Source organism: Bradyrhizobium sp. SZCCHNR1015, from assembly GCF_032489875.1.
Taxonomy (GTDB): Bacteria; Pseudomonadota; Alphaproteobacteria; order Rhizobiales; family Xanthobacteraceae; genus Bradyrhizobium.
Genome location: NZ_JAUEYW010000003.1, coordinates 277,766 through 302,097 on the forward strand (window position 1 = coordinate 277,766; position 24,332 = coordinate 302,097).

At 65.6% G+C, this 24,332-nt stretch carries 24 protein-coding genes and 1 tRNA gene; 17 read left to right on the top strand and 8 right to left on the bottom strand.

Annotation, left to right across the window (positions count from 1 at the left end; genetic code table 11):
- Positions 1-40: 40 nt before the first annotated feature.
- The 8 genes from QX128_RS07775 to QX128_RS07810 all read left to right on the top strand — a co-directional run bounded on the left by QX128_RS07775 (position 41) and on the right by QX128_RS07810 (position 8,359).
- Positions 41-1,588: a winged helix-turn-helix domain-containing protein gene (locus QX128_RS07775; RefSeq protein WP_316237123.1), complete on the top strand. Its 1,548-nt coding sequence runs from the start codon at positions 41-43 to the stop codon at positions 1,586-1,588.
- A 160-nt stretch (positions 1,589-1,748) separates the two neighbouring features.
- A complete protein-coding gene (locus tag QX128_RS07780) occupies positions 1,749-1,919 on the top strand; it encodes a Flp family type IVb pilin (RefSeq protein ID WP_315736183.1) in 171 nt (56 codons plus the stop codon).
- A gap of 448 nt (positions 1,920-2,367) precedes the next feature.
- A complete protein-coding gene (locus tag QX128_RS07785; protein WP_316237124.1) occupies positions 2,368-3,885 on the top strand; it encodes an AMP-binding protein in 1,518 nt (505 codons plus the stop codon).
- Positions 3,886-3,954: 69 nt separating this feature from the next.
- A complete protein-coding gene (locus tag QX128_RS07790; protein ID WP_316237125.1) occupies positions 3,955-5,400 on the top strand; it encodes an FAD-binding oxidoreductase in 1,446 nt (481 codons plus the stop codon).
- Positions 5,397-5,840 (top strand): DUF4383 domain-containing protein, encoded by a 444-nt coding sequence (locus tag QX128_RS07795; RefSeq protein ID WP_316237126.1) that lies wholly within the window; start codon positions 5,397-5,399, stop codon positions 5,838-5,840. Before QX128_RS07790 ends, QX128_RS07795 begins: the two co-directional genes overlap by 4 nt.
- On the top strand, positions 5,837-6,940 hold the full coding sequence (locus QX128_RS07800; RefSeq protein WP_316181214.1) for a hypothetical protein: 1,104 nt from the start codon (positions 5,837-5,839) through the stop codon (positions 6,938-6,940). Before QX128_RS07795 ends, QX128_RS07800 begins: the two co-directional genes overlap by 4 nt.
- Positions 6,924-7,229 carry a hypothetical protein gene (locus QX128_RS07805; protein ID WP_315804548.1) on the top strand — a complete coding sequence of 102 codons (306 nt, stop codon included), beginning with the start codon at positions 6,924-6,926 and terminating at the stop codon, positions 7,227-7,229. The genes QX128_RS07800 and QX128_RS07805 overlap by 17 nt, the downstream gene beginning before the upstream one ends.
- A gap of 158 nt (positions 7,230-7,387) precedes the next feature.
- A complete protein-coding gene (locus QX128_RS07810) occupies positions 7,388-8,359 on the top strand; it encodes a S1C family serine protease (protein ID WP_315804549.1) in 972 nt (323 codons plus the stop codon).
- A gap of 19 nt (positions 8,360-8,378) precedes the next feature.
- Here QX128_RS07810 and QX128_RS07815 read toward each other — a convergent pair whose 3' ends face one another.
- On the bottom strand, positions 8,379-10,310 hold the full coding sequence (locus QX128_RS07815) for a calcium-binding protein (RefSeq protein WP_316237127.1): 1,932 nt from the start codon (positions 10,308-10,310) through the stop codon (positions 8,379-8,381).
- 352 nt (positions 10,311-10,662) lie between these two features.
- Between QX128_RS07815 and QX128_RS07820 the strand changes: the two genes are divergently transcribed.
- The 4 genes from QX128_RS07820 (at position 10,663) to QX128_RS07835 (ending at position 14,357) form a co-directional block, all read left to right on the top strand.
- Entirely contained in the window at positions 10,663-11,730 is a 1,068-nt protein-coding gene (locus QX128_RS07820) for a phospholipase (RefSeq protein WP_316237128.1), read from the top strand.
- 138 nt (positions 11,731-11,868) lie between these two features.
- Positions 11,869-13,233: a hypothetical protein gene (locus tag QX128_RS07825; protein WP_410053133.1), complete on the top strand. Its 1,365-nt coding sequence runs from the start codon at positions 11,869-11,871 to the stop codon at positions 13,231-13,233.
- Between the two features lie 4 nt (positions 13,234-13,237).
- Positions 13,238-14,059 carry a hypothetical protein gene (locus QX128_RS07830; protein ID WP_316237129.1) on the top strand — a complete coding sequence of 274 codons (822 nt, stop codon included), beginning with the start codon at positions 13,238-13,240 and terminating at the stop codon, positions 14,057-14,059.
- A gap of 91 nt (positions 14,060-14,150) precedes the next feature.
- Positions 14,151-14,357, top strand: a complete 207-nt coding sequence (locus tag QX128_RS07835; RefSeq protein WP_315804553.1) for a hypothetical protein — start codon at positions 14,151-14,153, stop codon at positions 14,355-14,357.
- Positions 14,358-14,432: 75 nt separating this feature from the next.
- Here QX128_RS07835 and QX128_RS07840 read toward each other — a convergent pair whose 3' ends face one another.
- The 3 genes from QX128_RS07840 to QX128_RS07850 all read right to left on the bottom strand — a co-directional run bounded on the left by QX128_RS07840 (position 14,433) and on the right by QX128_RS07850 (position 16,582).
- The gene (locus QX128_RS07840; protein ID WP_316237130.1) at positions 14,433-15,095 is read right to left on the bottom strand and encodes a DsbA family protein; all 663 of its coding nucleotides are present in this window, start codon (positions 15,093-15,095) and stop codon (positions 14,433-14,435) included.
- Positions 15,096-15,100: 5 nt separating this feature from the next.
- Entirely contained in the window at positions 15,101-15,886 is a 786-nt protein-coding gene (locus tag QX128_RS07845; RefSeq protein WP_316218004.1) for a sulfite exporter TauE/SafE family protein, read from the bottom strand.
- A 201-nt stretch (positions 15,887-16,087) separates the two neighbouring features.
- Entirely contained in the window at positions 16,088-16,582 is a 495-nt protein-coding gene (locus tag QX128_RS07850) for a hypothetical protein (RefSeq protein ID WP_315804556.1), read from the bottom strand.
- A 190-nt stretch (positions 16,583-16,772) separates the two neighbouring features.
- On the opposite strand from QX128_RS07850, the gene QX128_RS07855 reads away from it, so the two are divergent.
- Both QX128_RS07855 and QX128_RS07860 read left to right on the top strand, forming a co-directional pair.
- A complete protein-coding gene (locus QX128_RS07855; protein ID WP_316237131.1) occupies positions 16,773-17,084 on the top strand; it encodes a PsiF family protein in 312 nt (103 codons plus the stop codon).
- 83 nt (positions 17,085-17,167) lie between these two features.
- Positions 17,168-18,253, top strand: a complete 1,086-nt coding sequence (locus QX128_RS07860; protein ID WP_316237132.1) for an AbrB family transcriptional regulator — start codon at positions 17,168-17,170, stop codon at positions 18,251-18,253.
- On the opposite strand, the gene QX128_RS07865 is transcribed toward QX128_RS07860, so the two are convergent.
- Positions 18,250-18,783 carry a disulfide bond formation protein B gene (locus QX128_RS07865; RefSeq protein ID WP_315804559.1) on the bottom strand — a complete coding sequence of 178 codons (534 nt, stop codon included), beginning with the start codon at positions 18,781-18,783 and terminating at the stop codon, positions 18,250-18,252. The two genes, QX128_RS07860 and QX128_RS07865, sit on opposite strands and share 4 nt — an antisense overlap.
- A gap of 173 nt (positions 18,784-18,956) precedes the next feature.
- Here QX128_RS07865 and QX128_RS07870 point away from each other — a divergent pair.
- Positions 18,957-19,041 (top strand) — tRNA-Leu (locus QX128_RS07870).
- Positions 19,042-19,263: 222 nt separating this feature from the next.
- Positions 19,264-20,634: a tyrosine-type recombinase/integrase gene (locus QX128_RS07875; RefSeq protein ID WP_316237133.1), complete on the top strand. Its 1,371-nt coding sequence runs from the start codon at positions 19,264-19,266 to the stop codon at positions 20,632-20,634.
- 288 nt (positions 20,635-20,922) lie between these two features.
- Here the strand turns inward: QX128_RS07875 and QX128_RS07880 are convergent, their stop codons facing one another.
- Positions 20,923-21,171, bottom strand: a complete 249-nt coding sequence (locus QX128_RS07880; protein ID WP_316237134.1) for a helix-turn-helix transcriptional regulator — start codon at positions 21,169-21,171, stop codon at positions 20,923-20,925.
- Positions 21,172-21,236: 65 nt separating this feature from the next.
- Between QX128_RS07880 and QX128_RS07885 the strand changes: the two genes are divergently transcribed.
- Entirely contained in the window at positions 21,237-21,740 is a 504-nt protein-coding gene (locus QX128_RS07885) for a hypothetical protein (RefSeq protein ID WP_316237135.1), read from the top strand.
- 259 nt (positions 21,741-21,999) lie between these two features.
- Here QX128_RS07885 and QX128_RS07890 read toward each other — a convergent pair whose 3' ends face one another.
- Both QX128_RS07890 and QX128_RS07895 read right to left on the bottom strand, forming a co-directional pair.
- Complete coding sequence (locus QX128_RS07890) at positions 22,000-23,214, bottom strand: hypothetical protein (RefSeq protein WP_316237136.1); 1,215 nt, start codon at positions 23,212-23,214, stop codon at positions 22,000-22,002.
- A gap of 264 nt (positions 23,215-23,478) precedes the next feature.
- Entirely contained in the window at positions 23,479-24,084 is a 606-nt protein-coding gene (locus tag QX128_RS07895) for a hypothetical protein (RefSeq protein ID WP_316237137.1), read from the bottom strand.
- Between the last annotated feature and the right edge of the window lie 248 nt (positions 24,085-24,332).

Genomic DNA, 24,332 nt, shown 5'->3' on the forward strand with positions numbered 1-24,332 from the left:
GCGTGACGCGAAGGTGAAGCCGGCGGCCAGGACGGTGCATGTGGTATATTGCTTCGACGATTTCGTGCTCGATCCCGACCGCCGCGAGCTGCGCCGCGGCGGCGGCCTGGTCGCGATGGAACCGCAGGTGTTCGACCTGCTCGCGTTCCTGATCAAGACGCGGGACCGCGTTGTCAGCCGAGACGACATCCTCGCCGAGGTGTGGGGCGGCCGCATCGTCTCCGAGGCGACGCTGGCGAGCCGCATCAGCGCGGCGCGCAGCGCGATCGGCGACAGCGGCGAGGCGCAGAGCCTCATCCGCACCATTCCTCGCAAGGGTGTCCGCTTCGTCGGCGAGGTCCGTGAGCAGGCCGAAGCGGTGCAGACGCCGGCGGTGTCGGCCGCGCCCGCGTTCGACGGCCCCGCCATCGCCGTGCTGCCGTTCACCAACATGAGCGGCGATCCGGAGCAGGACTATTTCGCCGATGGCATGGCCGAGGACATCATCACCGCGCTGTCCCGCTGCAGCGGCCTCGCCGTGATCGCCCGCAACTCCTCCTTCATATACAAGGGCAAGGCCGTCGATATTCGGGCGGTCGGACGCGAGCTCGGCGTCGGCTACGTTCTCGAAGGCAGCGTGCGCCGCGCAGGGTCCCGCCTGCGCATCAACGGGCAGCTGATCGATGCGGCGTCCGGCGCGCATCTATGGGCGGAGCGCTTCGACGGTCAGCTGGACGACGTGTTCGCGCTGCAGGACCGCATCACCGAAAGCATCGTGGCCGCGATCGAACCGACGCTCGAACTGGCGGAAGGCGAGCGGCGGCGGGCGACGCCGCCGCTGCATCCCGACGCCTACGACCTGCTGCTGCGCGCCGCCAGCCTGCGTGACGCCTTCACGCCCGACAGCCTCGCTGCGGCGATCGTCTGTCTGGACCAGGCGTTGGCGATCGATCCCGCCTGCGCACCCGCGATGGCGGCTTGGGCCTATTGCCAGGCGCTGCGCCACTTCCAGGGCTGGAGCGCGCCGGACGAGAACTATCGCACGGCTGCCGTGGCGCGGGCGTGGCAGGCGTGCGAGCATGCGCCCAGTGACGCGCAGGTGCTGTGGATGGCGGCCTTCGCGATCTGGAACATGGCCGAGGACATCGCCCCGGCACGAGAGCTGTTCCGCCGCTCGCTTGTGATCAACCCGAACTCGGCGATGGCGCTGACCTTGAGCGGTTGGATCGAGATCATGGCCGGACACACGGCTGCGGGACGCGCGATGATCGAACGGGCGCGGCGGCTGAACCCGCGCGATCCGCGGGGATGGTTCGCAGCCGGAGCGCTGGCGATCTGCGCGGTGGCGGAGGACGATCGCGCTGCCGCCATTCAATGGGCGGAGATCGCGCTGGCGCAGAACCGGCGTTTCGCCGTCGCGCTTCGCGTCCTGATCGTCGCCCTGGTCAGGAACGGAGAGATGGCGCGCGCCGGCGACGTCGCCCGTCAGCTTCTGAGCCTCGAACCGCATCTCACGGTGTCCGAGTTCCTCGAACGGATCCCATTTCCGGCCGGGACGCTCGCCACAACCTATGCGGAGGCGCTGCGCGCAGCCGGTGTGCCGCCATGATCCCGTTCGCGTGCAGTGGACCATGTTGCAACTGGAATTTTCGACATGAACGGCACAGCTGCGAAACTTGGCTCGACCTCGTTCATACTACCTTAGGTTCCATTCCGTAGTTTCGCGGACATCGTCCGGCGGTCCTGTCGTTGGACGGCGGAGGGAATTAATGAGGAAATTGCTTCTCAAATTTTACGAGGATGAATCGGGCGCAACCGCGATCGAGTACGGCCTGATTGCGGCCGGCATCGCCCTTGCGATCATCACCATACTCAACAAGCTCGGACTCACCCTGGAAGGCATCTTCACGACCCTGACCACGAAGCTGAACGGCGGCTGACCGATCGATTGTCTGCGATGGCGTTCTCAGGACCGGAGCAATCCGGTCGCCATGGTCGGACTGGCCGGGCCTCGCGCCCGGCCTTTGTTCTTGACGAAGACCACTTCGCGGCCATCAACGTATCGACAAGCGCTGACGCCTGGCCCGTTCCGGCCTGCATCCATCGCCGATTGGGCGTTCAAGTTCAGCCGCGCGGCGCGATCTCGATCGTCCTACGATCCGCGTGACGGAATTATCACCTCGCCGTGCATCGAGGATTTGCGACTTCGGTCATCCCCGGCACTTACGGCCACCATTCGCAGAACTGCCATCCGAAACCTGGCGCCGCGCGCGTATGGACGACCCGGTTCGGTTGAGGCACAACACCTCTCGTCACTGACGTCGGCGGCCCGAGCCGCAGACCAAGAACGGGCGCCCGAGCGAGGCGGCCGACGATGTGGAGGAATGGATGCTGATTCCGATGGCCGACGTGCCGCGCTGGTATGCGGAGCGCAAACCCAGGGATAGCGTCGCCGTCCGGCACGGCACCGATACGCTGACCTGGGAGCAGCTCGAGCGCCGCGCCAATGCGCGTGCGCGCGCCTTCGCGGCCAAGGGCGTGAAGCCCGGCGACTTCGTCGCCATCGGCCTGCCCAACGGCAATGCGCTGTTCGAGACCAGCTTCGCGGTGTGGAAATGCGGCGCGACGCCGACATCGCTGTCGTGGCGGCTGCCGCGCGGCGAGGCTGCCGCGGTGCTCGAGATCCTCAGGCCGTCACTGGTGGTCGGCGGCGAGGCCGACTGGAATGCGCCGAACGCGCTGCCGGCCGATTTCACGCCCGAGGGCTTTTCCGACGCGCCGCTCACCGCACCGGTGTCGCGCTACTGGAAGGCGATGACCTCGGGCGGCTCGACCGGACGTCCCAAGGTGATCCTCGATCACCAGCCGGCGGTGACCGACACCGCCGCCGAGCCGCCGCTCGGAATCCCCAGGGGCGCATCGCTGCTCAATCCCGGTCCGCTCTATCACAACGCGCCGTTCATCGTGTCGCACTACGCGCTGTTCGCCGGCGGCAGCCTGACCGGGATGGTGAAGTTCGATGCCGAGGAGACGCTGCGGCTGATCCAGGCGCAGCGCATCCAGTGGGTCAACTTCGTGCCGACGATGATGCACCGGATCTGGGCGCTGCCGGAGGCGGTCCGCAACAGCTACGACATGTCGAGCCTGAAGATGGTGTTCCACATGGCCGCGCCGATGCCGCCATGGCTCAAGGAAAAATGGATCGAGTGGCTCGGGCCGGAGCGCGTCTACGAGCTCTATGGCGGCACCGAGCGCCAGGGTCGCACCGTCATCTCCGGCACCGAATGGCTTGAGCACAAGGGCTCGGTCGGCAAGATCGACGAGTCCTGCAAACTGCGCATCCTCGATCCCCAAGGCAACGACGTGCCGCCGGGCGAGAGCGGCGAGATCTACTTCCTGCCGGCCGATGGCGCCGGCAGCACCTATCACTACCTCGGCGCCGAGCCGAAGCGGCGCGCCGACGGCTGGGAGTCGCTCGGCGACATCGGCCGGCTCGATGCCGACGGCTACCTCTATCTCGGCGACCGCCTCGCCGACATGATCCTGCGCGGCGGCGCCAACATCTATCCGGCCGAGGTCGAGGCGGCGCTGATGGCGCATCCCGACATCCGCTCCTGCGTCGTGGTCGGCCTGCCCGACCGGGAACTCGGCCAGCGCGTGCATGCGATCGTCGAGATCGACCGGGCCAGGAACGCACAGGCTATTGTCGACGGCATGAGCGCGTTCCTCGCCGACCGGCTGAGCCGCTACAAGCACCCGGAGAGCTACGAGCTGGTCGACACCATGCTGCGCGACGATTCCGGCAAGGTGCGCCGCACCCTGCTGCGCGACGAGCGCGCGGAATGGATCAAGGATGGCCGCGACTTCCGTCTCGCACCCACCCGGGCACGACCGGCCGCAGACTGACCGCACGGAAATTTTTCGAACGTTTACGATGCCGGCGTAGACTCCGTCAGGGGAAGGAGAGTCCGCGCCATGATGTCGAGACGACGGTTTCTGGGCGCCGCAGCCACGGCCGCGGCGCTGCCCCTGGCGCGGATGCCGCGGGCGCGGGCCGAGCTGCGCACCATCCTCACCGACGCCAGCCGGCTCAACCCGACGCCGGTTGCGAAGCATGTGGTGATCCGCAAGCCCGCCACCGACGATCTGATCGCGCGGCTGCGCGCCGAGCTGAAGGAGGCTGCGGCCGCGAAACGTCCGGTGACCGCGGCCGTGGCCCGGCATTCGATGGGCGGCCAGAGCCTGCCGCGCGACGGCACGGCAATCACGCTCGACGGCGGCGCGATCGAGCTCGACACGGCGGCAAAGACCTATCGGACCGCGGCCGGCAACCGCTGGTGGGACGTGATCGCCGCGCTCGATCCCAAGGGCTTCTCGCCGGCCGTGATGCAGTCGAACAGCGATTTCGGCGTCGGCAGCACGTTCTGCGTCAATGCCCATGGCTGGCCGGTGCCGTACGGCCCGTTCGGCTCGACGGTGAAATCGATCCGCATGCTGCTCGCCGACGGCACCTTGGTGCAGTGCTCGCGCACGGAGAATGCCGAGCTGTTCGGGCTCGCGATGGGCGGCTATGGCCTGTTCGGCCTCATCGTCGATCTCGAGGTCGAGATGGTGCCGAACCTGCTGCTCGAGCCGCGCTTCGAGCGCATGGCGCCGGAGAAATTCGCCGAGCAGTTCACACGCAACATCGATGGCGACGCCAATGTGAAGATGGCCTATGGACGGATGTCAGTGTCGCGCAAGGCGTTCTTCGACGACGCCCTGCTCGTCACCTTCCGCCCCGCCCCCGATGCTCCGGCAACCCTGCCCGCGGCCGTGAGCTCCGGCAAGCTCACCGGCGTCGCCAACACGATCTATCGCGCCCAGACCGGATGGGAGGTCGCCAAGGGCCTGCGCTGGTTCATGGAGACCCGGCTCGGCCCCGCCATTTCCGACAGCCGCTACACCCGCAACTCGCTGATGGCCGAGCCGGTCGCCAATCTGGCGCAGAAGGACATGCACCGCACCGACATCCTGCACGAATATTTCGTGGCGCCGGAGCGCTTCGGCGAGTTCCTCACCGCCTGCCGCGAGATCATTCCCAAAGCGCGCGCCGAATTCCTCAACGTCACCCTGCGCTACGTCGCCGAGGACAAGACACCCGCGCTCACGATCGCGCCGGTGCGCCGGATCGCAGCCGTCATGTCGTTCTCGCAGGCGACCTCGCCCGAAGGCGAGATCGACATGCTGCGGACGACCGAAGCGCTGATCGACCGCATCACCGCGATTGGCGGCGCGTTCTATCTGCCCTATCGTCTGCATGCCCGCCGCGACCAGGTCGAGAAGGCCTATCCGGCGGCCGCGCGTTTCGTCGCCGCCAAGCGGCAGTATGATCCGAACCTCCTGTTCCGCAACGCGATGTGGGACGCCTATTTCGCATGAATACATCAGCAGCAGACGGCTTCGCATTGGACCGCTATCGCATCGCCGCGCTCGCGCTCGCCGTGGCGCTGCTATTCGCGGCCGCGACCGACTACATCCCTGCCCTCATCGATGCGCAGGGCCGCGTGTTCGGCCTGTTCCAGCTCGACATCTACAAGGATGCGCTGCATGTCGTCTCCGGCCTGTGGGCGCTGGCGGCGATGCTGACCCGCCGCAGCGCGGTGTTCTTCCTGCGCGTGTTCGGCTCGCTGTATTTCCTGGACGGCGTGATGGGCGTCTTCACCGGCTCGGGCTATCTCGACCTCTCGATCGTCATCGACGGCATCCGCGACACCTCGTGGCTGGTGAAGGTCCTCTCCAGCCTGCCGCATCTCGCGCTCGGCGCGATCGGCATCGCGGTCGGCTGGTCGCCGTGGCGTAGACAGGCTGCCGTCGCATGAGCCTGCGTCGCAAAGCGCTGTATCTTCTCGGCGTCGTCTTGGCAGCCACGGCGATAGGCATTGCCACCACCGTGATCAGCGTCGAGACGGTCTGCGTGGCCGACGTCCCGACCCCGGTGGTGAACTCCGACTTCGGCATCACCGATCCCGCCTATGCGAGGTCGCAGGGTGACAGCTTCCTGACCTTTCCTGAATGGTACATCGTCCACGCCTATGCCGACCTCGCTGCGGTGACCGGGCAGGCCTCGGAGTCCGACTTCCACTATCTATCGAGCGTCTCCGGCTTCTGGCGCAGCCTGTGCCGGGCCACGCGCCAGGCGGCCGGCTCCGGTCCCGCCACCTCGGAGCAGAAGCTGACGAACTACATCATCGGCTTCAGCTTCACCGCCGAGATGGCGTTGCAGGGCGCTTACGAGAAGAGCATCGGGGCGATCAGCTGGGAGACCACGGACGGCGTCAAGACGGCAGAGGACGTCTTCAACCTCGCTCTGCTGAAGGATTACGCGGCATTCCTGTATCAGACCCCCTGGTATCGCTATCCCTTCGTCGCCAAGCTCGATCAGTTCTGGCGCGAGACGCCCTTCGTGCCGTCGTTCCGCGCCGTGGAGCGGCGCGTCTCGCTCAGCCTGCAATATGCCGGGCGCGCCGCCTATGCGGCCGTCATCGGCTATGCGGCGGGCTACGATCCGGCCGTGCTGGCCATCCAGAGCGTCGTCACCGGCCTGCCTGCCGCCGAGCTTGCAGTCATGCCGGGCGTGAAGGTGATCCGTGAGGTCACGGACGCCAAGGGCATGAAGGGCGTGCTGGTGGAGACCGAGCGCTACGCCAAGTTCGATGCTTTCGCCAAGGAGCTCGGCCGTCATGACGGCGCCGGGCTCGGCGAGGTCGCGGGCAACCATCGCATCCTGGTCACGATCATGGTGCCGCCGGGCGACGGACGGCTGGCAGCTTTCGATGGGCTGCCTATATTCAGCGTCCCGATCCAGTCGCGTCCCGGTGCCCGCCGCATCGGCGTCGACGTACCGGTGCGGTCATTGGTTCAGGACATCGGCCGTTTCGAAGCCGCGGGATATACGTTCGAGCATGCCTACGACTATTGACCGGCCTCCCCCGTCCCGCGCCCTTCCCTTGAAGGGCGTGCTGGCCGTTGCCCTCGCCTGGTTTGCGGGCATGGCTGCCATGGCCCTGGTGATCAAGCCGGATGCGGTGGTCGTGTTCGGCCCGTCCGACCGTATGATCTCGGCGATCGTCGCCTCCGATGGAGCCTTGCTCGATGCCGGACGTTTCCACATCGCGGCCAGAACCGGAGCCTCGACTGTCGGCAGCCTGTATGCTGCCGGCGCGTGGCTGGTCTGGCCCCTGATCGGCAGGGGCTGCGGCCGCGGGTAGTCGGCACGGGCAGTTCCTCCCAGCGCCGGCGCGGGGCCCGCGGAACTGGCGCAGCCGCCCAAAGATGTTAAGCTCGCGTTCACGCTGTGGCCGTCACGCGACACGAAGCAGAAGCTTGGTCGATACATCCGGGCGTATCGACAGAGCAGGAGAACGAAATGCCTTCTTTGACCGAATGGAAAGTGCCCTCCGCCTTCCAGCCTCGCGCCGAAGACTATCAATACGATCTTGATCAAGCCCTGTCCTCGATCGTGGGCCTGCATGCCATCATTCCGTCCGACGCCTTCAGCGCGGAAACGCTCGGGACCGAGCGTGCCGGCAATGCCGTCGTCATCGACGACGGGCTGGTGCTGACCATCGGCTACCTAATCACCGAGGCCGAATCCGTCTGGCTGCACCCCAATGACGGACGCGTGGTCGAGGGCCATGTGCTCGGGTTCGACTTCACCACCGGCTTCGGCCTGGTGCAGGCGCTCGGGTCGCTCGACCTGCCCGCGCTGCCGCTCGGCTCGTCGGCGGCAACCAAGGTCGGCGATCACGTCGTGCTCGGCGGCGCCGGCGGACGGACGCGATCGGTCGCGAGCCAGATCATCGCCAAGCAGGAATTCGCCGGCTATTGGGAATATCTGCTGGACGAGGCGATCTTCACCCACCCCGCCCACCCGAATTGGGGCGGCACCGGCCTGCTCTCGGCCAAGGGCGAGCTGATCGGCATCGGGTCGCTCCAGTTGGAGCGCGAGCGCGACAGCAAGGACGAGCACGTCAACATGGTCGTGCCGATCGATCTGCTGAAGCCGATCATCGATGATCTCAGGCGCTTCGGTCGCGTCAACAAGCCGGCACGCCCCTGGCTCGGCATGTACGCGACCGAGGTCGACGATCGCGTCGTCGTGATCGGCGTCTCCGACAATGGCCCGGCCGCCCGCGCCGAGCTGAAGGCGGGCGACGTGATCCTCGGCATCAACGGCGACAAGGTGACGAGCCAGAGCGAGTTCTATCGCAAGCTCTGGGCGCTCGGCGCAGCCGGAGTCGACGTGCCGCTAACGGTGCACCATGAGGGCGTCACCTTCGACGTCACCATCGCCTCGACCGACCGCGCCAAGCTGCTCAAGGCGCCGCGGCTGCACTGAGGCGGCCGCGGGCCTGCGTTCACGCGTTGACGTGCCAGGCCGCGGCGATCTGGTCGTGCAGTTGCGCATCCGTCGGCAACTGTGATGCTACCGTGGGATCGAAGGCCGGATGCGCCTGGGCGTAGGTCGCCATCGCCTGCACGAGCTGCGACACCTGGGTATCGATCTCGAGACCGCCGGCCTTGATCTCCTGCAGCTGATAGGAGCCGCCAAGGAACCAGTCGGCGACGGTGACCTGCTGATGGGTGCCGAGAATGTCGATCTCGAGATCGTTGCCCGATTTGACGAACCAGAAATTGTCGGCCGTGTAGGCCGTTCCGAAATCGAGCGTGCCGGTCGGCTTCGACAGCGAGGCGACACCATTGATGATGACGTCATTGCCGTCGCCTGGCGCATAGATGTAGGTGGCGCCGACGCCGCCGACCAGGATGTTGTCGCCGGCCCCGCCCTTGAGCACGTCGCTGCCGCCGCCGCCGATCAGCAGGTCGTCATTGGCGGTACCCGCCAGCGTGTCGTTGCCGCCGCCGGCGATCAGCAGCGCACCGTCGGAGGCGGCAATGATCGCGCCGGGCACCGGATCGACCGCGACCGAGGTCGCGGCATCGCTCAGCGCCGCGCTGAGCCAGTCGAGATTGTCGGTCTTGCCGCCCCACAGCACGCCGATCGCCATGTCGATAAGGTTGGCGTCATCGCCCTCGAAGCTCGCAACCGCATCGATCAGCGCGAGCTTGCCGAGGATGTCCACCGTAGATCCGGTGTCGGTGTGCGACCACAGGTCGGACGACAGATCCGCAACCAGCAGGTTGTTGGCCGTATCCTGATAGAAAATGCCGTGCTCATGGCCGATCACGCCGGGCGTCGCCGTGACCTCGTCGTGGTTCTGCGCCAGCAGCGCCGAATATTCCACCACGATCTCGGCCAGCGCCTTCTCGACCCCGCCGTTCTTCAGGTAGGTCGCCGCGGTGTCGGCGCTGACGCTGTTGCCGAGCACGCCGCCGCCATTGAACAGGGCCTGAACGGCGCTGTTGCCGTAGCCGCTCGCATCGGTGACGGTCGAATAGGCGATCATGTCCTTCATCTTGTCGGACGGCGCGCCTTCGCCGCTCACACCGGCCGCGGGAATGCCGACCGCCGAAGCAATCGCGTCATTCTCCAGCGGCGCCAGCAGCACAGCCGCCGCCTTCTTCCAATCCTGGGCACCGTTGTCGCTCGCCCACTGCATCATCGTCAGCAGCGCGATCGAGTGCAGGCTGACCGGATCCAGACCGAGATCTGTGCCCGCGCCGAGCACGGTCTTCTGCTCGGACGAGATGCCGATCGCAGCATGGGCGATGGCGAGCGCGCCGGCGACCGGTCCGAGCTGCAGCAGCGCCAGCGGCGCTTCCAGGACCGGCGCCGCTGCCCGCACATATTGCAGGATCTCGCCAGAAAGGGAGACCATGTGAATGTCGGAATAGCGGTCGACCGGGTGCGACGTCAGCGCGCCCCAGAAGCCGTGCAACTGGTCGTAGCGGACTTCCGCCGCGAATTCGAACGGCATCGCGTCATACGCATAGGCCACCTTGTCGTTGAGCGCCGCGATGTAGCCGGCAAGTCCGCCACCGAGCGAATGTCCGGTCAGTGAGACGTTCGATGTCGCCCATGTCTTGTAGTAGGACTCCGCATCCGGGAACTGCGTCGGCCAGCCAGCCAGACCGGCGCCGCCGAGCCACGACGGCACGTCGGCGAGACTGTCGGTGCCGCGAAACGAAATGATCCGTGTCGATGGATCGCCCGCGAGCTGATAGGTCGCGGCCTCGAAATTGTCGGCGGTCGACGTCACGCTCGCCGCCACCAGCTCATAGCTCCCGATACGGTTGAAATTGACCACGAGCGTCGGGTTGACGCCTCTGTTGTAGACGTCCATGGCGAGCACCGCGTTGATCAACGCGGCCGACGGCGACTTGGTCATGATGCGAATCCCCCCTCGGCAACCGATCGGCAGTTTTGACCCAGGGCGGTGATCCATGAGGAACCCTCCGCTGCGCCGTCGGCTCTCACCAAGTGCGACATCGCGCCCGAATTTTGTCAATCAACTATCGTCTGCGCGTGTATTCGCGCGCGACTCACCTGTCACGCGCGACGGCAACGTCCGCACCATGTTGACTTGCGGGAGCCGCATCGCGAGATTGCGGCTTCGCGGAGCGAACACGCGTTCGGAAAATGGTCATTGCCCGGACGGCCGATTTTGCGTTGCATGACAGCGCTCGCCGGCAAACAGACGAGACGGCCAGACCCGCGGTTCGCGTATCAAGGAGACCTGCATGACGGATGCCGTGGTGGATGACATTCTCATCGTGTTGCCGCCACTGCTGCAGACGCTCGAAGCCCTGTCCTACGTCGCGCGCTACCTGAATCCGCCGGATTTCGATCGCGTGATGGCTGATGTCGGCGATCCGGAGCAGGCGCTGCACACGGCGCGGATTCATCTCACGTCGTGGCCGGCGGACTTCGCCCATATCCGTATCGCCTTCGACACCGCAGCGGACGCCGCGCTGATGTCGTTTGCCGGCCTGCGCGCCGTTCAGCGCGGCGAGGGCGACCTGGTCGACGTGTTCAGGGCCCTGCGTCAATTGCCGCGCGCGCTCGAGGCGCTGTTTCCGCTCGCCGCGACGCTGCCGCCGCTGGGCGAATTCTTCCTCGATCCCGCCGTCGACGGCGACGACGGGCTGCGCCGGTTGCTGGCCACGTCCTCTGCAGGCAAGGACGCCGTATTTCACGACCATAACGAGATCGGCAATCGCGGCGGCTTTTCGCTGTATGTGCCGGAATACTACACGGCGGACCGGGCCTGGCCGCTGGTCATGGCGCTGCATGGCGGCAGCGGCAACGGCCGCGACTTTCTCTGGAGCTGGCTGCGGGCCGCGCGCAGCCTCGGCGCCATCCTGGTTGCCCCCACCGCGGCCGGACCGACCTGGGCACTGATGGGCGAAGACGCCGATACGCCGAACCTGCTGCGCATTCTCGACCTCGTCCGCAGCCGCGTCGCGATCGATTCCACCCGCATGCTGCTGACCGGGATGAGCGACGGCGGCACGTTCTGCTACGTCAGCGGACTGGCCGCAGGCTCGCCGTTCACGCACCTTGCGCCGGTGGCCGCGACGTTCCATCCGCTGATGGCTGAGATCGCCGACCGCGACCGTCTGCGCGGGCTGCCGATCCAGATCGTGCACGGCCGGCTCGACTGGATGTTCCCGGTCGAAATCGCGCGGCATACCGCCGACGCCCTGACCAAGGCGGGCGCCGATGTCGCCTATCGCGAGATCGATGATCTCAGCCATTGCTATCCGCGCGAGGCCAATGTCGAGCTGCTGCGCTGGCTGATGCGCTGAGCCAGCGTCTCCCGACGACATGGCTGATCGGTAATGCCGCCGACACAATGTCGGCGGATTTTGTCCGCACTGGTTCTGCTCGGCCATACAGCGGGGGCGCTGCATACGGGCGGCCATGAGGCCGCCGAAGGTCCGCTCATGCCCTCGCCGCTGATGCCCTCGTCTCCTGCGTCCGTCGCGCAAGTCTCCTCCGCCCGCTCCTCCACCTCCGTCGTGCTCGCCAATGGCGTCAGCCGTCTCGAAGTGACGCTGAAGCTCACGACCGCGATCCTGGCGCTGGCCGCCGGCGTCTACACCTATCTCGGCGTCCGCGAATTGCTCAACGGCAGTCCGACCACGGTGTTCTTTGCGGCGGTCATCTACTCGGTCGCGGTCTCGGTCGGCATCTACGCCTTCTGGGTGTTCATGATGCAGTTCATGCCGCACGTCACCAGCACGATCGGGCGCTTGATGATGGCCGGCTGCATGTTGCTGGGCTCGCTGATGATCGTCGCGATGTCGTCCTGGCTGAATGCCTCGGCGCTGGCCGGCGCCGCCGCAATCCAGCAGCATCTTGCGATCACCGTGCAGAACTACACGCGCGACCTCGACCGGGCCAACAGCCAGGCGATCGCTGCGCAAAGCCTGCTGCCGGACATCCAGCTCGCCTCCTCCCGCTTCGCCAAGCTGGCGGACGCCGAACGCGCGGGCTCGCTCACCGGCACCTCCGGATCGGGCACCGTGGTCCAGCTTCTCGCGCAGATGTCGACGCAGCTCGACGGACTGGGCCAGCAGGTCCAGGAGTCGGGCAAGCGCGTCTCCGCTCTCTATGAGCAGGGCGGCAAGAGCCTCGCCAGGATGCGCGAGCTAATCTCCGACCGCGGCCCGATCGCAACGCGCAGCGATGCCTTCGCCACGGAGTCGCTCAACCTGATGGGCGTGATCGCCAATCTGCAGCAGACCTCGGTGGCCCCTGCGGTGAAGCGCGCCGCGACGTCGCTGTCGGCCGGATTCATCGCGCCTGCCCCGGGCGGACGCAGCGGCGACCTGGCCGAGCGCCAGACCGCCGTCGTCGGCAAGGTGGAGGGCGCGATCGCCACGCAGGCCGCCTCGCTCGCCGACGCCGCCGACAAGATCCTGGCGCTGCCGCGGATCGAGCCGACCCGGTTCCAGACGCTGTCGCCCGCCGAAGCCGTGCTGCGCTACGCCGGCGACTTCATCCCGAGCTGGGCGGGCGCGATCTCGATCGACCTGATGCCGGCGGTGCTGGTGCTGATCCTCTGCGTCGTCCATGCCGCCATCCGCCGTGAGGGCCTGCCCGCCGTGAGCGCCTCCAGCCTGACGGCCAGCGATCTGGTCACCGCATTGCAGATCGCGCGCGAGGTCGAGGATGCCAGGCGGGCGGCCGAGCGACGGCCTGCCGAAACGCCTGCTGAGCAGCCTTCCGCGCTAGCCATCGAGCCGGCGCCGGCCGCGGTGGATGAGAACGTGACGTCGCTGTCGTCGGCTCGGCTTGGAAAGTAGTCCCGTGGCTTCGGCGCTGAACCGACGCGTCCATGCCTGGCTCGCGGACAATCCCGATGAGAGCATTCTGCGTTGGGTCTTCCGCAGCATCCTCGTCGTCACCGCCGCAGTTCTCGCGGCGGATCTGCTCGAGCTGAATGCTCCGCAGGTGCCATCGGATGCAGCCCCGACTCAGCTCGACATTCGGCGCGACGCGCCAGACATGCCGGCCGAATCACCATCGGTGCTGGCGCCCCTGATGAAGCGGCTGATGCCGCTGCCCCAGGGGGATCGTGCCTTGCAGCAGCCTGTTCAGTTCGAGCTGCGCAGCGGCGGCCGGCTGTTCGCGACCGGCACGATCACGCCCGGCAGCGCACGCAGCTTCGCGGACGCAGTCGAACGCCACGGCGAATATATCAAGACGGTCGTGCTGAACTCGCCAGGCGGCTCCGTCGCCGACGCGCTGGCGATGGGGCGACTGATCCGCGCGCGGAAATTCGCGACCGAAGTGGAGGCGGGAAAATATTGCGCGTCGTCGTGCCCGCTGGTGTTCGCCTGCGGTGTCGAGCGCCGGGCCGGCGAGCGGGCAATCATCGGCGTGCATCAGATCGCCGCAGTCCCCACGTCCGGGACCACCGTGAGGTCCGGCGACGACATGAGCCTTGCGCAGAACATCTCGGCGCGATGCCAGCGCCACCTCGCCGCGATGGGCATCGATCTGAAGGTCTGGGTGCATGCGATGGAGACGCCGCATGACCAGCTGTTCACGTTCAAGCCCGACGAGATGAAAGCCCTCAATCTCGTCACCTCACCGCCGGAATCGCGGCCTGAAAAATCGCGCAGTTAGGATGTTCTGATCGCGGTGGACCGGGACCGCGGCGAGCGCGGAACCAAGTTTCGACCGCGGCGTTGTTGGCCGTCACACTGGAGAACATGACATGCGGACATTCGTGGGAATGATCCTGGGGGCCCTCATCCTGGGTTTGGGCGTCTACATCCATGATTCGATGCAGACCTCGGAGGTCGCCAACGGACCGAGCGCGCAGTCGCGCCGGACCATCGTGAACTGGGACGTCGCGGCGGACAGCTGGAATTCGCTCAAGACCCGCGCGCATGACGACTGGGTTCGCATCTCGTCGAAGTAACGCGCACGACGCTTCGTTTTCAGGGCGCCTCGGCTTCGGTCGAGGCGCCTTTGCTTTGCCAGCTAGTTGGCCGCCTTAGTTGGCCGCCTTGGCCTTGCGCGCGTCGGCGATGACCTGCTCGAACTGCGCCATGGTCAGCACGCCGGGCACCCTGAACTTGCCAACGATGAAGGACGGCGTGCCGCGGAAACGCAATCCCCGCGCCTGCTTGTCGTTGCGCGCCAGCATGGCGTCGATGGCCTTCGCGTTGGCTGCGAGGTCGCGCTTGGCGCGGTCGATATCAACGCCGGCTTCAGCGAGCAGCTCGTCGATGCGCGGCTCGGTGAGCTTCGAACTGACGCCGATCAGCGCGTCATGCGCCCTGGCGTATTTGTCCTGATATTTGCAGGCCAGCGCCATCCGCGCAGCAACCACCGAAGTCGGCCCGAGGATCGGCCACTCCTTGAGAACCCAGCGCACCTTGCCATCATCATGGATGACCTGCTGCAGTTCGGGATCGAGCTTGCGGCAATACGGGCAATTGTAGTCGAACCATTCGACGATCGTGATGTCGCCCGCGGCATTGCCGAGCACCGGCGCATCGGGATCGCGCAGCACCGCGCCCTCGTCGGGCTCATCGGCATCCTCGGCGCGACTGTCGCGGGGCCACAAGGACAGCGCCGCGGCTGCGCCAAGAAGCGTCAACACGTCACGCCGGCTGCTGGCGGAGATGATCGCAGTCGAGGGGACGCGCTTCATTGAGGTCAGCTCCAGATATGCAGCAGGCTGCGTGTCAGCATGTACAGCGCCACCACCGCGATCACGACCGAAAACACCACGTTCAATGCGCCGCGCCGTTCGGACAGATGGCGCGCCAGGCGCGTGCCGGCAAGACCTCCGGCGATCCCGCCGGCGATGAACAGACCGGCGAGATCCCAGGCGACGAGCCCGGACCAGGCATAGCTCGCCGCGGTGGTAAGCCCGAAGGTCGTCACCGCGACCAGCGACGAGCTGACCGCGTTCATGATCGGCATGCCAGTCGCAGCCATCAGCGCCGGCACGATCAGGAAGCCGCCGCCGATGCCGAAGAAACCGGACAGCGTGCCAGTGGCGAGACCGAAGCCGACGATCGCCGGGATGTTGGCCATGCTCATCTTCACATCGGGGGTGCCGATGCGGGCGCGCGTCTTCAGCATCAGCATGGCGATGACCATCATCACCAGCGCGAACAGCGCCAGCAGCTTCTGGCCGTCGACCATCTTGCCGAGCAGCGAGCCGGTGAAGGCGCCGACGATTCCCGCCGTTGCGAACAGCGCCGCGATCGGCCAGATCACGGTGCCGCCGCGCGCATGATTGGCGAGATTGATGGCCGCGTTGGTGGCGACCGCGATCGCGCTCGAGCCGATCGCGATGTGCGGCTCGGGCACGCCGACGACATAGACCATCAGCGGCACCGCCAGCACCGAGCCACCGCCGCCGACGAGGCCGAGCGAGAACCCGACCATCGCGCCGCAAACCAGGCCGAGCATACCTTGGACAGCAGAGATCATGGCGAGAGCAGGGTCATTTCCCGCACCGGAAGGCAAGCCCCAAAATCACCGGAGCAGCAATGCCCCGCCACCGGCGAGGACCGCCGCGCGACCGGCGTTGAGCCCGGTCCGGCCGGCGGTCTCGCGACGATGCATGGCGTCGAGAGCGGCGGCCGGCCGCATGATGCCCCCGGCCCGCCGGCAACGTCACGTCAATCCGGATCAGGCAGCGCCCTTCAGCTTCTTGGTGCATTCGCTGTAGTAGCCGCCGCCCTTCTGGATCCACTTCAGGCCGCCATTGGCGTTGGTCGCCTTGTTGGCATTGTACTGATCGACGCAGGTCTGCAGCCGCGCCTTGCCGGGCTTCTCCTTGGCGTATTTCGGGTCCACCGCGTTGGGGAACACGGCGGGACCGGTCGGCGCGGGAGCGGCCTCCTTGGCGTCGGATTTCGCCTCCTTGGCCGGCTTGGCCTCGGCCGCGGGTGCGGCCGGAGCCGCCGGTGCCGCGGCCGCGGTGGCATCGCTGCCGCACTGGGCCTTGCGGAAGTCGTTCCACTTCTGGCCGCCCAGCGTGCCGGCCTCCTTCGCCTGCTTGTACTTGGCGCTGCATTCCTGCGCGGTGAGCGCCTGCGCCGGCGCCGCGGCGAACGTCGCGAGGCCGATCACGGCCAGCGTGGCGAGTGATGAAGCAACCAATGATTTTGCGTGAAAACTCATCCCAGATCTCCCTGTGGAGCATGTTGAATGGGACGGTAATTCTAGCGAGACGCCTGCGACCGACAAAGCAGGCGGGAGCGTGGCCGCGCGAAAATATAATTTGCCTCGCGCGGCGATCCGGCTCATTCCATTCACTGCGGGTTCAGCATCGCCGGACATCGCACCATGCCTTTCGTTCGAGGACTTCAGCATGAGAGTAACTGCCCGGGCGGCGATTGCGGCCATCGCAATGGCCACCCTGTCGGCCGCGGGCCCCGCCCGCGCGCAACCCGGATTGACGCTGCCGGCGCGGCCCGATGCCGCCACCGACAAGTTCGCCACCCTGGACAAGGCTGCGCGCCGGACGATTTCCATCGCCTGCTCCAAGGAGGCCGACGAGCAGGGGCTGAAGGGCAAGGCACGCGGCAAATTCCGCTCGGCCTGCAAGCGCGACAAGGCGGCGGCGGCTGCCGCGACGACACCCGTGCCCGCTCCCTTGCCGACGCCGGACAAGCCGAAATGACCGGCGCCCGCGGACGCATGCGCGCATGGCGCCTGCGCAACGGCGGGAATTGTTCGCGCAGGCGGCTTTTGGCATAAGGCGGCGTGCGCCAGATCATCTCCTCCCTCCCCTTCGACCTGCCGAGCCGCGCCAAGACCCTGAGCGCGATCGAGACCCTCGTGCTCGGCACCGCCGGCGGCCTGATCTTCCTCGTCGCCCATCTGCCCGGCGGGCTGATCTCCGGCGCGATGATCGCGACCGCGATCGCCGCGATCGCCGGCCGCCCGCTGGCGATGCCGCCGATCCTGACCCAAACCGTTCTGCTGCTGCTCGGCATCTCGATCGGCGCCGTCGTCTCGCGCGAGCTGATCAACCATGTCAGCGCCTATCCGGTGACCATCGGCCTGCTGGCGCTCGCGACGTTCTGCTCGACCTTCGGCTCCAGCCTCTATCTGCAGCGCGTCCATGGCTGGGACCGCACCTCGGCGCTGCTCGCCGGCAGTCCCGGCGCGCTGTCGCAGATCACGATGCTCGCGGTCGAGCGCGGCGCCGACCTGCCGGCGATCGCCGTGGTGCAGACGCTGCGGGTGATCATCCTGACGGCGGCGCTGCCGCTGGTGCTGGCCGTGGCCGGCGTCGCACCGGCCGCGCCGATCTCGCTCGGCCAGAGCGTCGCCTCGCCGCTCGGCCTGCTCGCACTGCTGGTGGCCTCGCTGGTCGCGGCGATGCTGATGCAGCTCATCAAGTTTCCGGCGAGCTGGCTGTTCGGTGCGATGGTCGCCAGCGGCGTCCTGCACGGCACTGATCTGGTCGAGGGCGGCCTGCCGGAATGGATGCGCGGCGTGGCGCTGGTCGGCATCGGCGCCCTGATCGGCAGCCGCTTCGCGCGGATGCGGGTGAAGACCCTGGTCGGCCATATCAGGGCCGCGCTCGGCTCGTTCGCGATCGCGGTGGCGATCTCGGCGCTGTTCGTCACCGTGATCGTGCTGGTGACGCATGTGCGCTTCTCCGACACCATCGTCGCGTTCGCGCCCGGCGCCATGGACGCGATGATGGCGCTGGCGCTGACCTTGCACATCGACCCGATCTTCGTCGGCGCGCATCACCTGTCGCGCTTCGTGTTCGTCACCATCGCCACCCCCGGCATCGTCCATCTGTTCGGACGGCCGCAGGAGGATGTCGACGACTAGGCGCGCTTCCGGGTGATGCCCCAGCCGGCGATGGCGGCGATGGCGAGCGAAATCAGCACGCTGTAGCCGGCAAGCGACAGGCCGAGGAAGCGGAATTGCACCTCGTCGCAGCGTACGACCTTGACGCTGTCGAGCCGCTCCAGGAGGCTGCCGGCGCTGCCGAGATTGCCGATCGGCCCGGTGCATTCGGTCGGGCCCGGCCAGAAGCCCCATTCGACCCCGGAATGATAGACGCCGAGCCCGGCATTGCCGAGCGCGGCCAGCGCGACCACGCCGAGCCCCGCGAGCACCAGCGCGCGCGGTGCGCCGCCTTTGGCGGCGAGCGCGATCAGCAGCCCGAGCGGGACGATCGCATAATAGGCCCAGCGCTGCTTCAGGCAGAGCTCGCAGGGCTGCAGGCCCCAGACCAGCTGCATGTACCAGGCGCCGGCCAAGGCCGCCGCCGCGATGCCGGCCGCGAGCAGCGCCGCCGCCACCGCCGGGCTCATGCTCCCCGCCGCAGGGCGCGCCATCACAGAAGTATTGGTCATCGGTCCTCCCGAACGGGGCTGCCTCCGGTCCCATGCCGGGCCGTTCCGGCTCCTACTCCGGCCCGCGAAAGCTGTCGAGATGCGCGCCCATCACGTCCGTGCGGGTTGACCCGGCCCGACCGCCCGCTATAGTCCGCCCGCTTCGCTATGGTTCCTGCACAGGCCCGGCGAATGCCCCTGTGGCGGAACTGGTAGACGCGCTCGACTCAAAATCGAGTTCCGCAAGGAGTGCTGGTTCGATTCCGGCCAGGGGCACCAACTAGGCTGTTCAAGCCCGTTCTCAAACGTCCGCAACCGCCCGCGCAGTGCTCGGAAACCCTTGAAAAATAGGCACTTCCGCGTACATTTTCGTTCGTCACCGTTTGTTCTCCTCCGATCCCAGCCGGCCGATTTGCTGGTATTTTTGCTGGTATCTTGCTGGTATCGGGAGAACAAACGTTCACGGCGACTTTCGCTATTCCGAATGAAGGAATTGAGCAGATGGCCGGCAAGAACGATGGCGCGTGCGCCAATCCCAAGCAGATCAGGACCGACGTCGACTGCCGCGCCGCCCGACCGAAATTCGACAAGGGCGCGTGGAGTCCCGCCAAGATTTCCGACGTGACCGGCGGCTGGCTCTATCTCTTCGTCACGCCGGACGTGAGCAGGCCCGGCAACGCTGCCTCCAAGCTCTGGCGGATGGACTACCGTTTCCACGGCCGCCAGAAAACCTACTCCATCGGCCCCTACGGCAACGGCAGGGATGGCACGTTCTCGCTCGCAGACGCGCGGCGCGAGCGCGACAAGGCCAAAGACCTGCTCAAGGAAGGCAAAGACCCGAGCATCGAGAAGCAGCTCGACAAGCACAGGCAGGCGGCCGCCCGGCCTTTCGGGCAATGGGCGGACGAATGGCTTGCGAAGAAGAAGGTCGAGAAAGTCAAACGCGGTAGGGTCGTCGCGGTACGTGATCCCAAGACTATTGAGGTGCTTGAGCTGCGCGTCGGCTACGTCAAGGATCGCTTCGGCAAGCTATGCAGGCAAGACATCAAGCGTCCGGACGTGCTCGCTTTCATGCGTTCATACGAAGCCGACGGAAAGCTGGAAACACGCGACCGCGTGCGCAGCATCTGTGAGCAAATCTGCAACTATGCTGATGTTGAAGGCGACGGCTACAATCCATTCCGCAACCTGAATGGGCAGATGATTGCCAACATTTCGACCCCGCGTCCCGGCGTCACCGAACCGCGCGACGTGACGCGCGTCTTCAAGCTCATCAGCGCACCCTGGACGAGAGCGAGGTTTGGTGACGTTGTGGGCCTTGCCTTGCGCTTCGACGCGCTGACCATTCCCCGCCCCGGCATGGTCAATGAAATGGAGTGGAGCGAGGTCGATTGGGATGCCGAACGCTGGACTATTCCAGCCACCAAGATGAAGACCGGTTGGGACCATGTCGTGCCTTTGTCACGGCAGGCACTTGCAATCCTGCGCAGCGTTCAGAAGCTGACCGGCCATCGCCGATACGCATTTTCCTGCTCGAAGGATGCCCCGCTATCGAACAACACGCTCAACAAGCGCTTGCGGCTGCTTGGCATTGACACCAAGACTGATCATTGCGCCCACGGGTTCCGGACCACCTTCTCGACCCTGTCTCACCACGAAGAGATCAAGGACGCCAAGGCATGGGATGGCGATGTCGTCGAGCTGCAGCTCGCGCATCTCGATAATTCGACTGTGGAAGGGCTCTACAAGAAGCACGGACCGCTCGCGCTGATCGGCTCGCGCACGAGGCTGATGCAGCATTGGGCTGATCGGATCGACCACTGGCTCGATCCCAAGAAGGTGATGCCGATCAAGGGAGGCACGCAGGCTTGAATCGCCTATTTTCAGATGGGGTTGATGCTGCCCGGTTAGATCTGTGGCAAGCTTATGTATGGAGCGTAGGCGATGTTCACGACTTAAGTGTGCTCAATCAACCGATACCGGAGCAGTGCCCCGGCGTTTATACTACAATACTTGAGCTACAGGGTTCATCCCACGGGACATATGTCGCGGTCACTCTGTCCTCCAGACTATGGCTGAACCGGGTGCCGCACGCGAGGGACTATTGACGCGCGCGAGCATCGGCTGAGAAGCGACAGACGGTACCATCGCCTGACGTTCTTAAGACTTTGAACTGACCGACTTCAACCTCTTTATCGCCTCTCGCGGATCAAAACCGATGGCATTTGCAATATCAATCAATTCAACCACATCGATTCGCCGTTGGCCACTTTCAACATTTGCAATGAACGATTGGTAACGGCCAAGTTTTGCAGCTACCTCGGCCTGCGTGAGACCAGCCTTCTTGCGCTTTTCTACTATAAACGCCCTCAACGCCTCATGGCGTGGCGATTGAAGCGTTTGAGACATTCGACAGCCGCCCCTCGGTAGATCGAGGGCAACTCAAATAATCCGATTTGCAGATTATCTAAAAATTGGATATTATCGTCGTGTGGGCCGCTCTTTTGCCCGACCACAATCGCCGTCATATCGCAGGAACTGACTTGTCTCAGACCAGAGAAACCAGCGCCTTTCGGCCGATCCACACGGGGAATGCGCGCGGTCATGATACGGAGATAGGCTTCGCCATGCAGGCAACCGATGAAGATTCGGCGCTCATGACGCTAGGCGAGCAGTTCGAGGGAGTGGCGGCTCAAATTCAGAAATTGCAGAGCTTGGGCTCGGAAGCCCACCTCGAGGAGATCGAGGACGCGCTCCGACGCTTAGAACCCATCGAGCGGGCCATCATGCAGACGCCAGCGCTTACTGCCCTTGGTCACGGCGTAAAAGCTCGGCATGCAGCCCACGTTGTATCCGAATACTGGAACGCACCGATCGATCAGATCGATTGGGATGCGCGGGCCGTTCGCCTCCTAATCGAAGCCGTATGCGAAACTGCCGGGCTTCCATTGCCGCTTCGCGATGACCGGGACGCATAGTTGTTCGCGACAACCGGACGATGGCTTTAGCGTCTCGCAAGCAGAGCTGGACTGGCTTTCGTACGTGTTCCGCTAACTCCTCTGACGATTCCTCGCAAGATCTTTGTGGAGTTGGACGAATCGTGCCCCACCAGCGCTTCCGAACGCCGAAACACGGCCCATGCCAAATCGAACAACCGAACAGAATCCACCTCTCCTATTGAGCCGAGGGGTAGGCAAGTGCGTCACCCAGCGTCCGGCCAATTCAGCGATGTGCGGTTCAGTACCAGCGCCTGGGGGGCGGGTCTCCCAACGGATCGTGTAGCTCGTCCTCTTCAGGGTTCGGGAAGAGCTTCTGGTTGGCGAGCACGCGCTCGACCATGACTGGATCGAGCTTGTTTTCAATCGTCTGCAATCGGTCCTTTAGCCAGGCACGGAAGCGGGCAACCTGCCCGTTCGTCTGAGGGGCTTTCGTCAGGTGCCCTTGAGCAAGCCAGGAGCGGAGAGCGTCCGCCTCACGGGTGAGCTTCACGATGTCGTCTGCGAAGGCGGAGCGAGCTTCCTCTCGTTTAGACCGGGCGCGGGCGAGATCGTGGCGCCGCTGTAACTCGGCTTCTCTCCTGTCTCTTTCTTCTCGTTGCTGGCGCGCCACCTTTCGCGCGGCCAAAAGCACCGTAATTCCATCGACGACCGATGACACCAGGTCTTCGAGACGTTGAGTTCGGCCATCAGCCCAGGACCGGCGAACCCCATCGCTGTATCCATCAATCTGGATCAAGAGTTCGCCGGTCCAGACGGTGTCCCTCTCAGGGTAGACCGCTCCGTAAGGCGGGGCAGGCCATCGGCTCGGGTTACGCCAGTGCCGCTCCCGTTGCTCTCGCCGCCGCGCCACTTCGGCCAGTTCATCGGCCGTTGGCACATGCGCGACCGTACGCGTTCGTTCTTTGAGGTTAAAGACCGCCCTTTCCGGCCCGACCGTCACCTGCATGGCTTCGCCAGTCGGGGCAAGGGGCGTTCCGTTAACTTCCAGGGCACGGGCGAGCCGATCAAGGACGTATGCTGCGCGCTCGATGCTCTCCCGACCGACCGTCACGCCGCACAAGCCGTCGCCGAAGGCCTCGGCCGAAACGCTGGACGGCGTGCACTTTCGCAGGGCCTGGACGGTCTGCCGCACGGCCGGGTGGACGTCGGTGATGGGCTCGTGGATCGGTGCAGGCGCCAGCAATCGCTGGCGTCGAGGTGCCGCAAGCTTGCGCTCGGCTTTCCGCGCTTCGATGACCTGCCGAACGGGCTCGGGCAGGTCCACTAGGCCGGGCCGAATCTCGATGCGATTGAGCGCAGGTTCCGGTACGTCGGTGAAGTGCGTTTTCTTCGGGTTCTTACCCGCTTCGAGCTGCGCCCAGTAACCACGCCCGGGTGTTGGCACTCGGTGGCGGTCGCAAACCTTCTTGAGACCGACATCCGAGATACCGAACTCTCGGGCAAGCTTGCTCATCGGCGTCGCCCAGACCAGGTCGTAGAGCTCGCGCCGGGTGAGTGTTCGCCCACGAACTGTCATAGAAGAGCGCCCCCGTTCAGCACGCAATGTGGCAACTCATGCGACGGGCGCAGAAATCTCAGTCAGCCGAGTTCCGCCCACTCCTGCACCTGCTGGTCTTGCCGCAATCGTAAGCGCCGCCACAGCGCGGCGAATATGTCGTCGTTCGAAGCACCTGGGGTGACCGGTAGGCGCGGCCAGGGTTCTGGCGTCAGCCGTGTCTCACTCCCGGAAAAACGCAGGCAGGAAGTCGTCGAGGCTTTCCGCCACGACGCCGCGTGCGCCATTGCGCAAGGCAGCGCTGTTGGCCGCTTCCGCCGCGGACGACGGGAACAACGTGCGATCGATCTCGCGATCGAAATCCTTCCTCGGCACGAAAGCCCGCTCGAGCCTCGCTTGGAGGGTTGCGTAGGGATTTTGGCGAATGGCAAAGCTTTCCCCGTCAAAAACCGTGACGAGGAGATGAGCGTAGACGTACACGCTTTTTGAGAGGCTGTTCTGATAGACTCCTACTCCGGCAATTGTCTTGTTGGTCGGAGAATATGCTCCGGGAGACGCCGTGATGACGACGTAGCGCCTGCACCTGGTGCTCCCCGCGATCCGCCGAACGATATCTGTCAACTGGCGGCCGGGCGGCGGAGCCGGGCGAGATGGAGGATCGTAGAACGGATCGAACGCGCTCTTGGGATAGGTCAGGCGCAGCACCGTGGCGCCGGCCCCCGCTGCGACGCGAACCCGTGCGGCGATGAGATCATCGAGGCCCCAGCTCTCGATCGGCGCCACCAAGGTCTCGCTGTCAAATGCAGTGAACCCGATCTTCGTCACCATGAAGCGGTCGGCGGCGGCAATCACCCCGATGCACGACTTGCTGGCCTCCGGTCTGAGAGTTGCCATCGCCGGGGCCCGGGCCAAAGCGGCCGAGGCAAGACAACTCAGTCCAAACACGACAGCTGCACACCGAACCATCTCGCCCCCCGGACCTGATCGCGTGCCGGACTTTTGGAGCTCGCCGCAGGCCGCAATGGAGACCTAAGCCAAGTTGCGCGCTCGCACCAGCAATCAGGACGATTGAACGG

Excerpts from the sequence above, each read along its gene's own strand:
- QX128_RS07780 (WP_315736183.1), top strand. The coding sequence starts at position 1,749 with ATGAGGAAATTGCTTCTCAAATTTTACGAGGATGAATCGGGCGCAACC.
- QX128_RS07785 (WP_316237124.1), top strand. The coding sequence starts at position 2,368 with ATGCTGATTCCGATGGCCGACGTGCCGCGCTGGTATGCGGAGCGCAAA.
- QX128_RS07790 (WP_316237125.1), top strand. The coding sequence starts at position 3,955 with ATGATGTCGAGACGACGGTTTCTGGGCGCCGCAGCCACGGCCGCGGCG.
- QX128_RS07795 (WP_316237126.1), top strand. The coding sequence starts at position 5,397 with ATGAATACATCAGCAGCAGACGGCTTCGCATTGGACCGCTATCGCATC.
- QX128_RS07800 (WP_316181214.1), top strand. The coding sequence starts at position 5,837 with ATGAGCCTGCGTCGCAAAGCGCTGTATCTTCTCGGCGTCGTCTTGGCA.
- QX128_RS07805 (WP_315804548.1), top strand. The coding sequence starts at position 6,924 with ATGCCTACGACTATTGACCGGCCTCCCCCGTCCCGCGCCCTTCCCTTG.
- QX128_RS07810 (WP_315804549.1), top strand. The coding sequence starts at position 7,388 with ATGCCTTCTTTGACCGAATGGAAAGTGCCCTCCGCCTTCCAGCCTCGC.
- QX128_RS07815 (WP_316237127.1), bottom strand. The coding sequence starts at position 10,310 with ATGACCAAGTCGCCGTCGGCCGCGTTGATCAACGCGGTGCTCGCCATG.
- QX128_RS07820 (WP_316237128.1), top strand. The coding sequence starts at position 10,663 with ATGACGGATGCCGTGGTGGATGACATTCTCATCGTGTTGCCGCCACTG.
- QX128_RS07825 (WP_410053133.1), top strand. The coding sequence starts at position 11,869 with ATGCCCTCGCCGCTGATGCCCTCGTCTCCTGCGTCCGTCGCGCAAGTC.
- QX128_RS07835 (WP_315804553.1), top strand. The coding sequence starts at position 14,151 with ATGCGGACATTCGTGGGAATGATCCTGGGGGCCCTCATCCTGGGTTTG.
- QX128_RS07840 (WP_316237130.1), bottom strand. The coding sequence starts at position 15,095 with ATGAAGCGCGTCCCCTCGACTGCGATCATCTCCGCCAGCAGCCGGCGT.
- QX128_RS07845 (WP_316218004.1), bottom strand. The coding sequence starts at position 15,886 with ATGATCTCTGCTGTCCAAGGTATGCTCGGCCTGGTTTGCGGCGCGATG.
- QX128_RS07850 (WP_315804556.1), bottom strand. The coding sequence starts at position 16,582 with ATGAGTTTTCACGCAAAATCATTGGTTGCTTCATCACTCGCCACGCTG.
- QX128_RS07855 (WP_316237131.1), top strand. The coding sequence starts at position 16,773 with ATGAGAGTAACTGCCCGGGCGGCGATTGCGGCCATCGCAATGGCCACC.
- QX128_RS07865 (WP_315804559.1), bottom strand. The coding sequence starts at position 18,783 with ATGACCAATACTTCTGTGATGGCGCGCCCTGCGGCGGGGAGCATGAGC.
- QX128_RS07875 (WP_316237133.1), top strand. The coding sequence starts at position 19,264 with ATGGCCGGCAAGAACGATGGCGCGTGCGCCAATCCCAAGCAGATCAGG.
- QX128_RS07880 (WP_316237134.1), bottom strand. The coding sequence starts at position 21,171 with ATGTCTCAAACGCTTCAATCGCCACGCCATGAGGCGTTGAGGGCGTTT.
- QX128_RS07890 (WP_316237136.1), bottom strand. The coding sequence starts at position 23,214 with ATGAGCAAGCTTGCCCGAGAGTTCGGTATCTCGGATGTCGGTCTCAAG.
- QX128_RS07895 (WP_316237137.1), bottom strand. The coding sequence starts at position 24,084 with ATGGTGACGAAGATCGGGTTCACTGCATTTGACAGCGAGACCTTGGTG.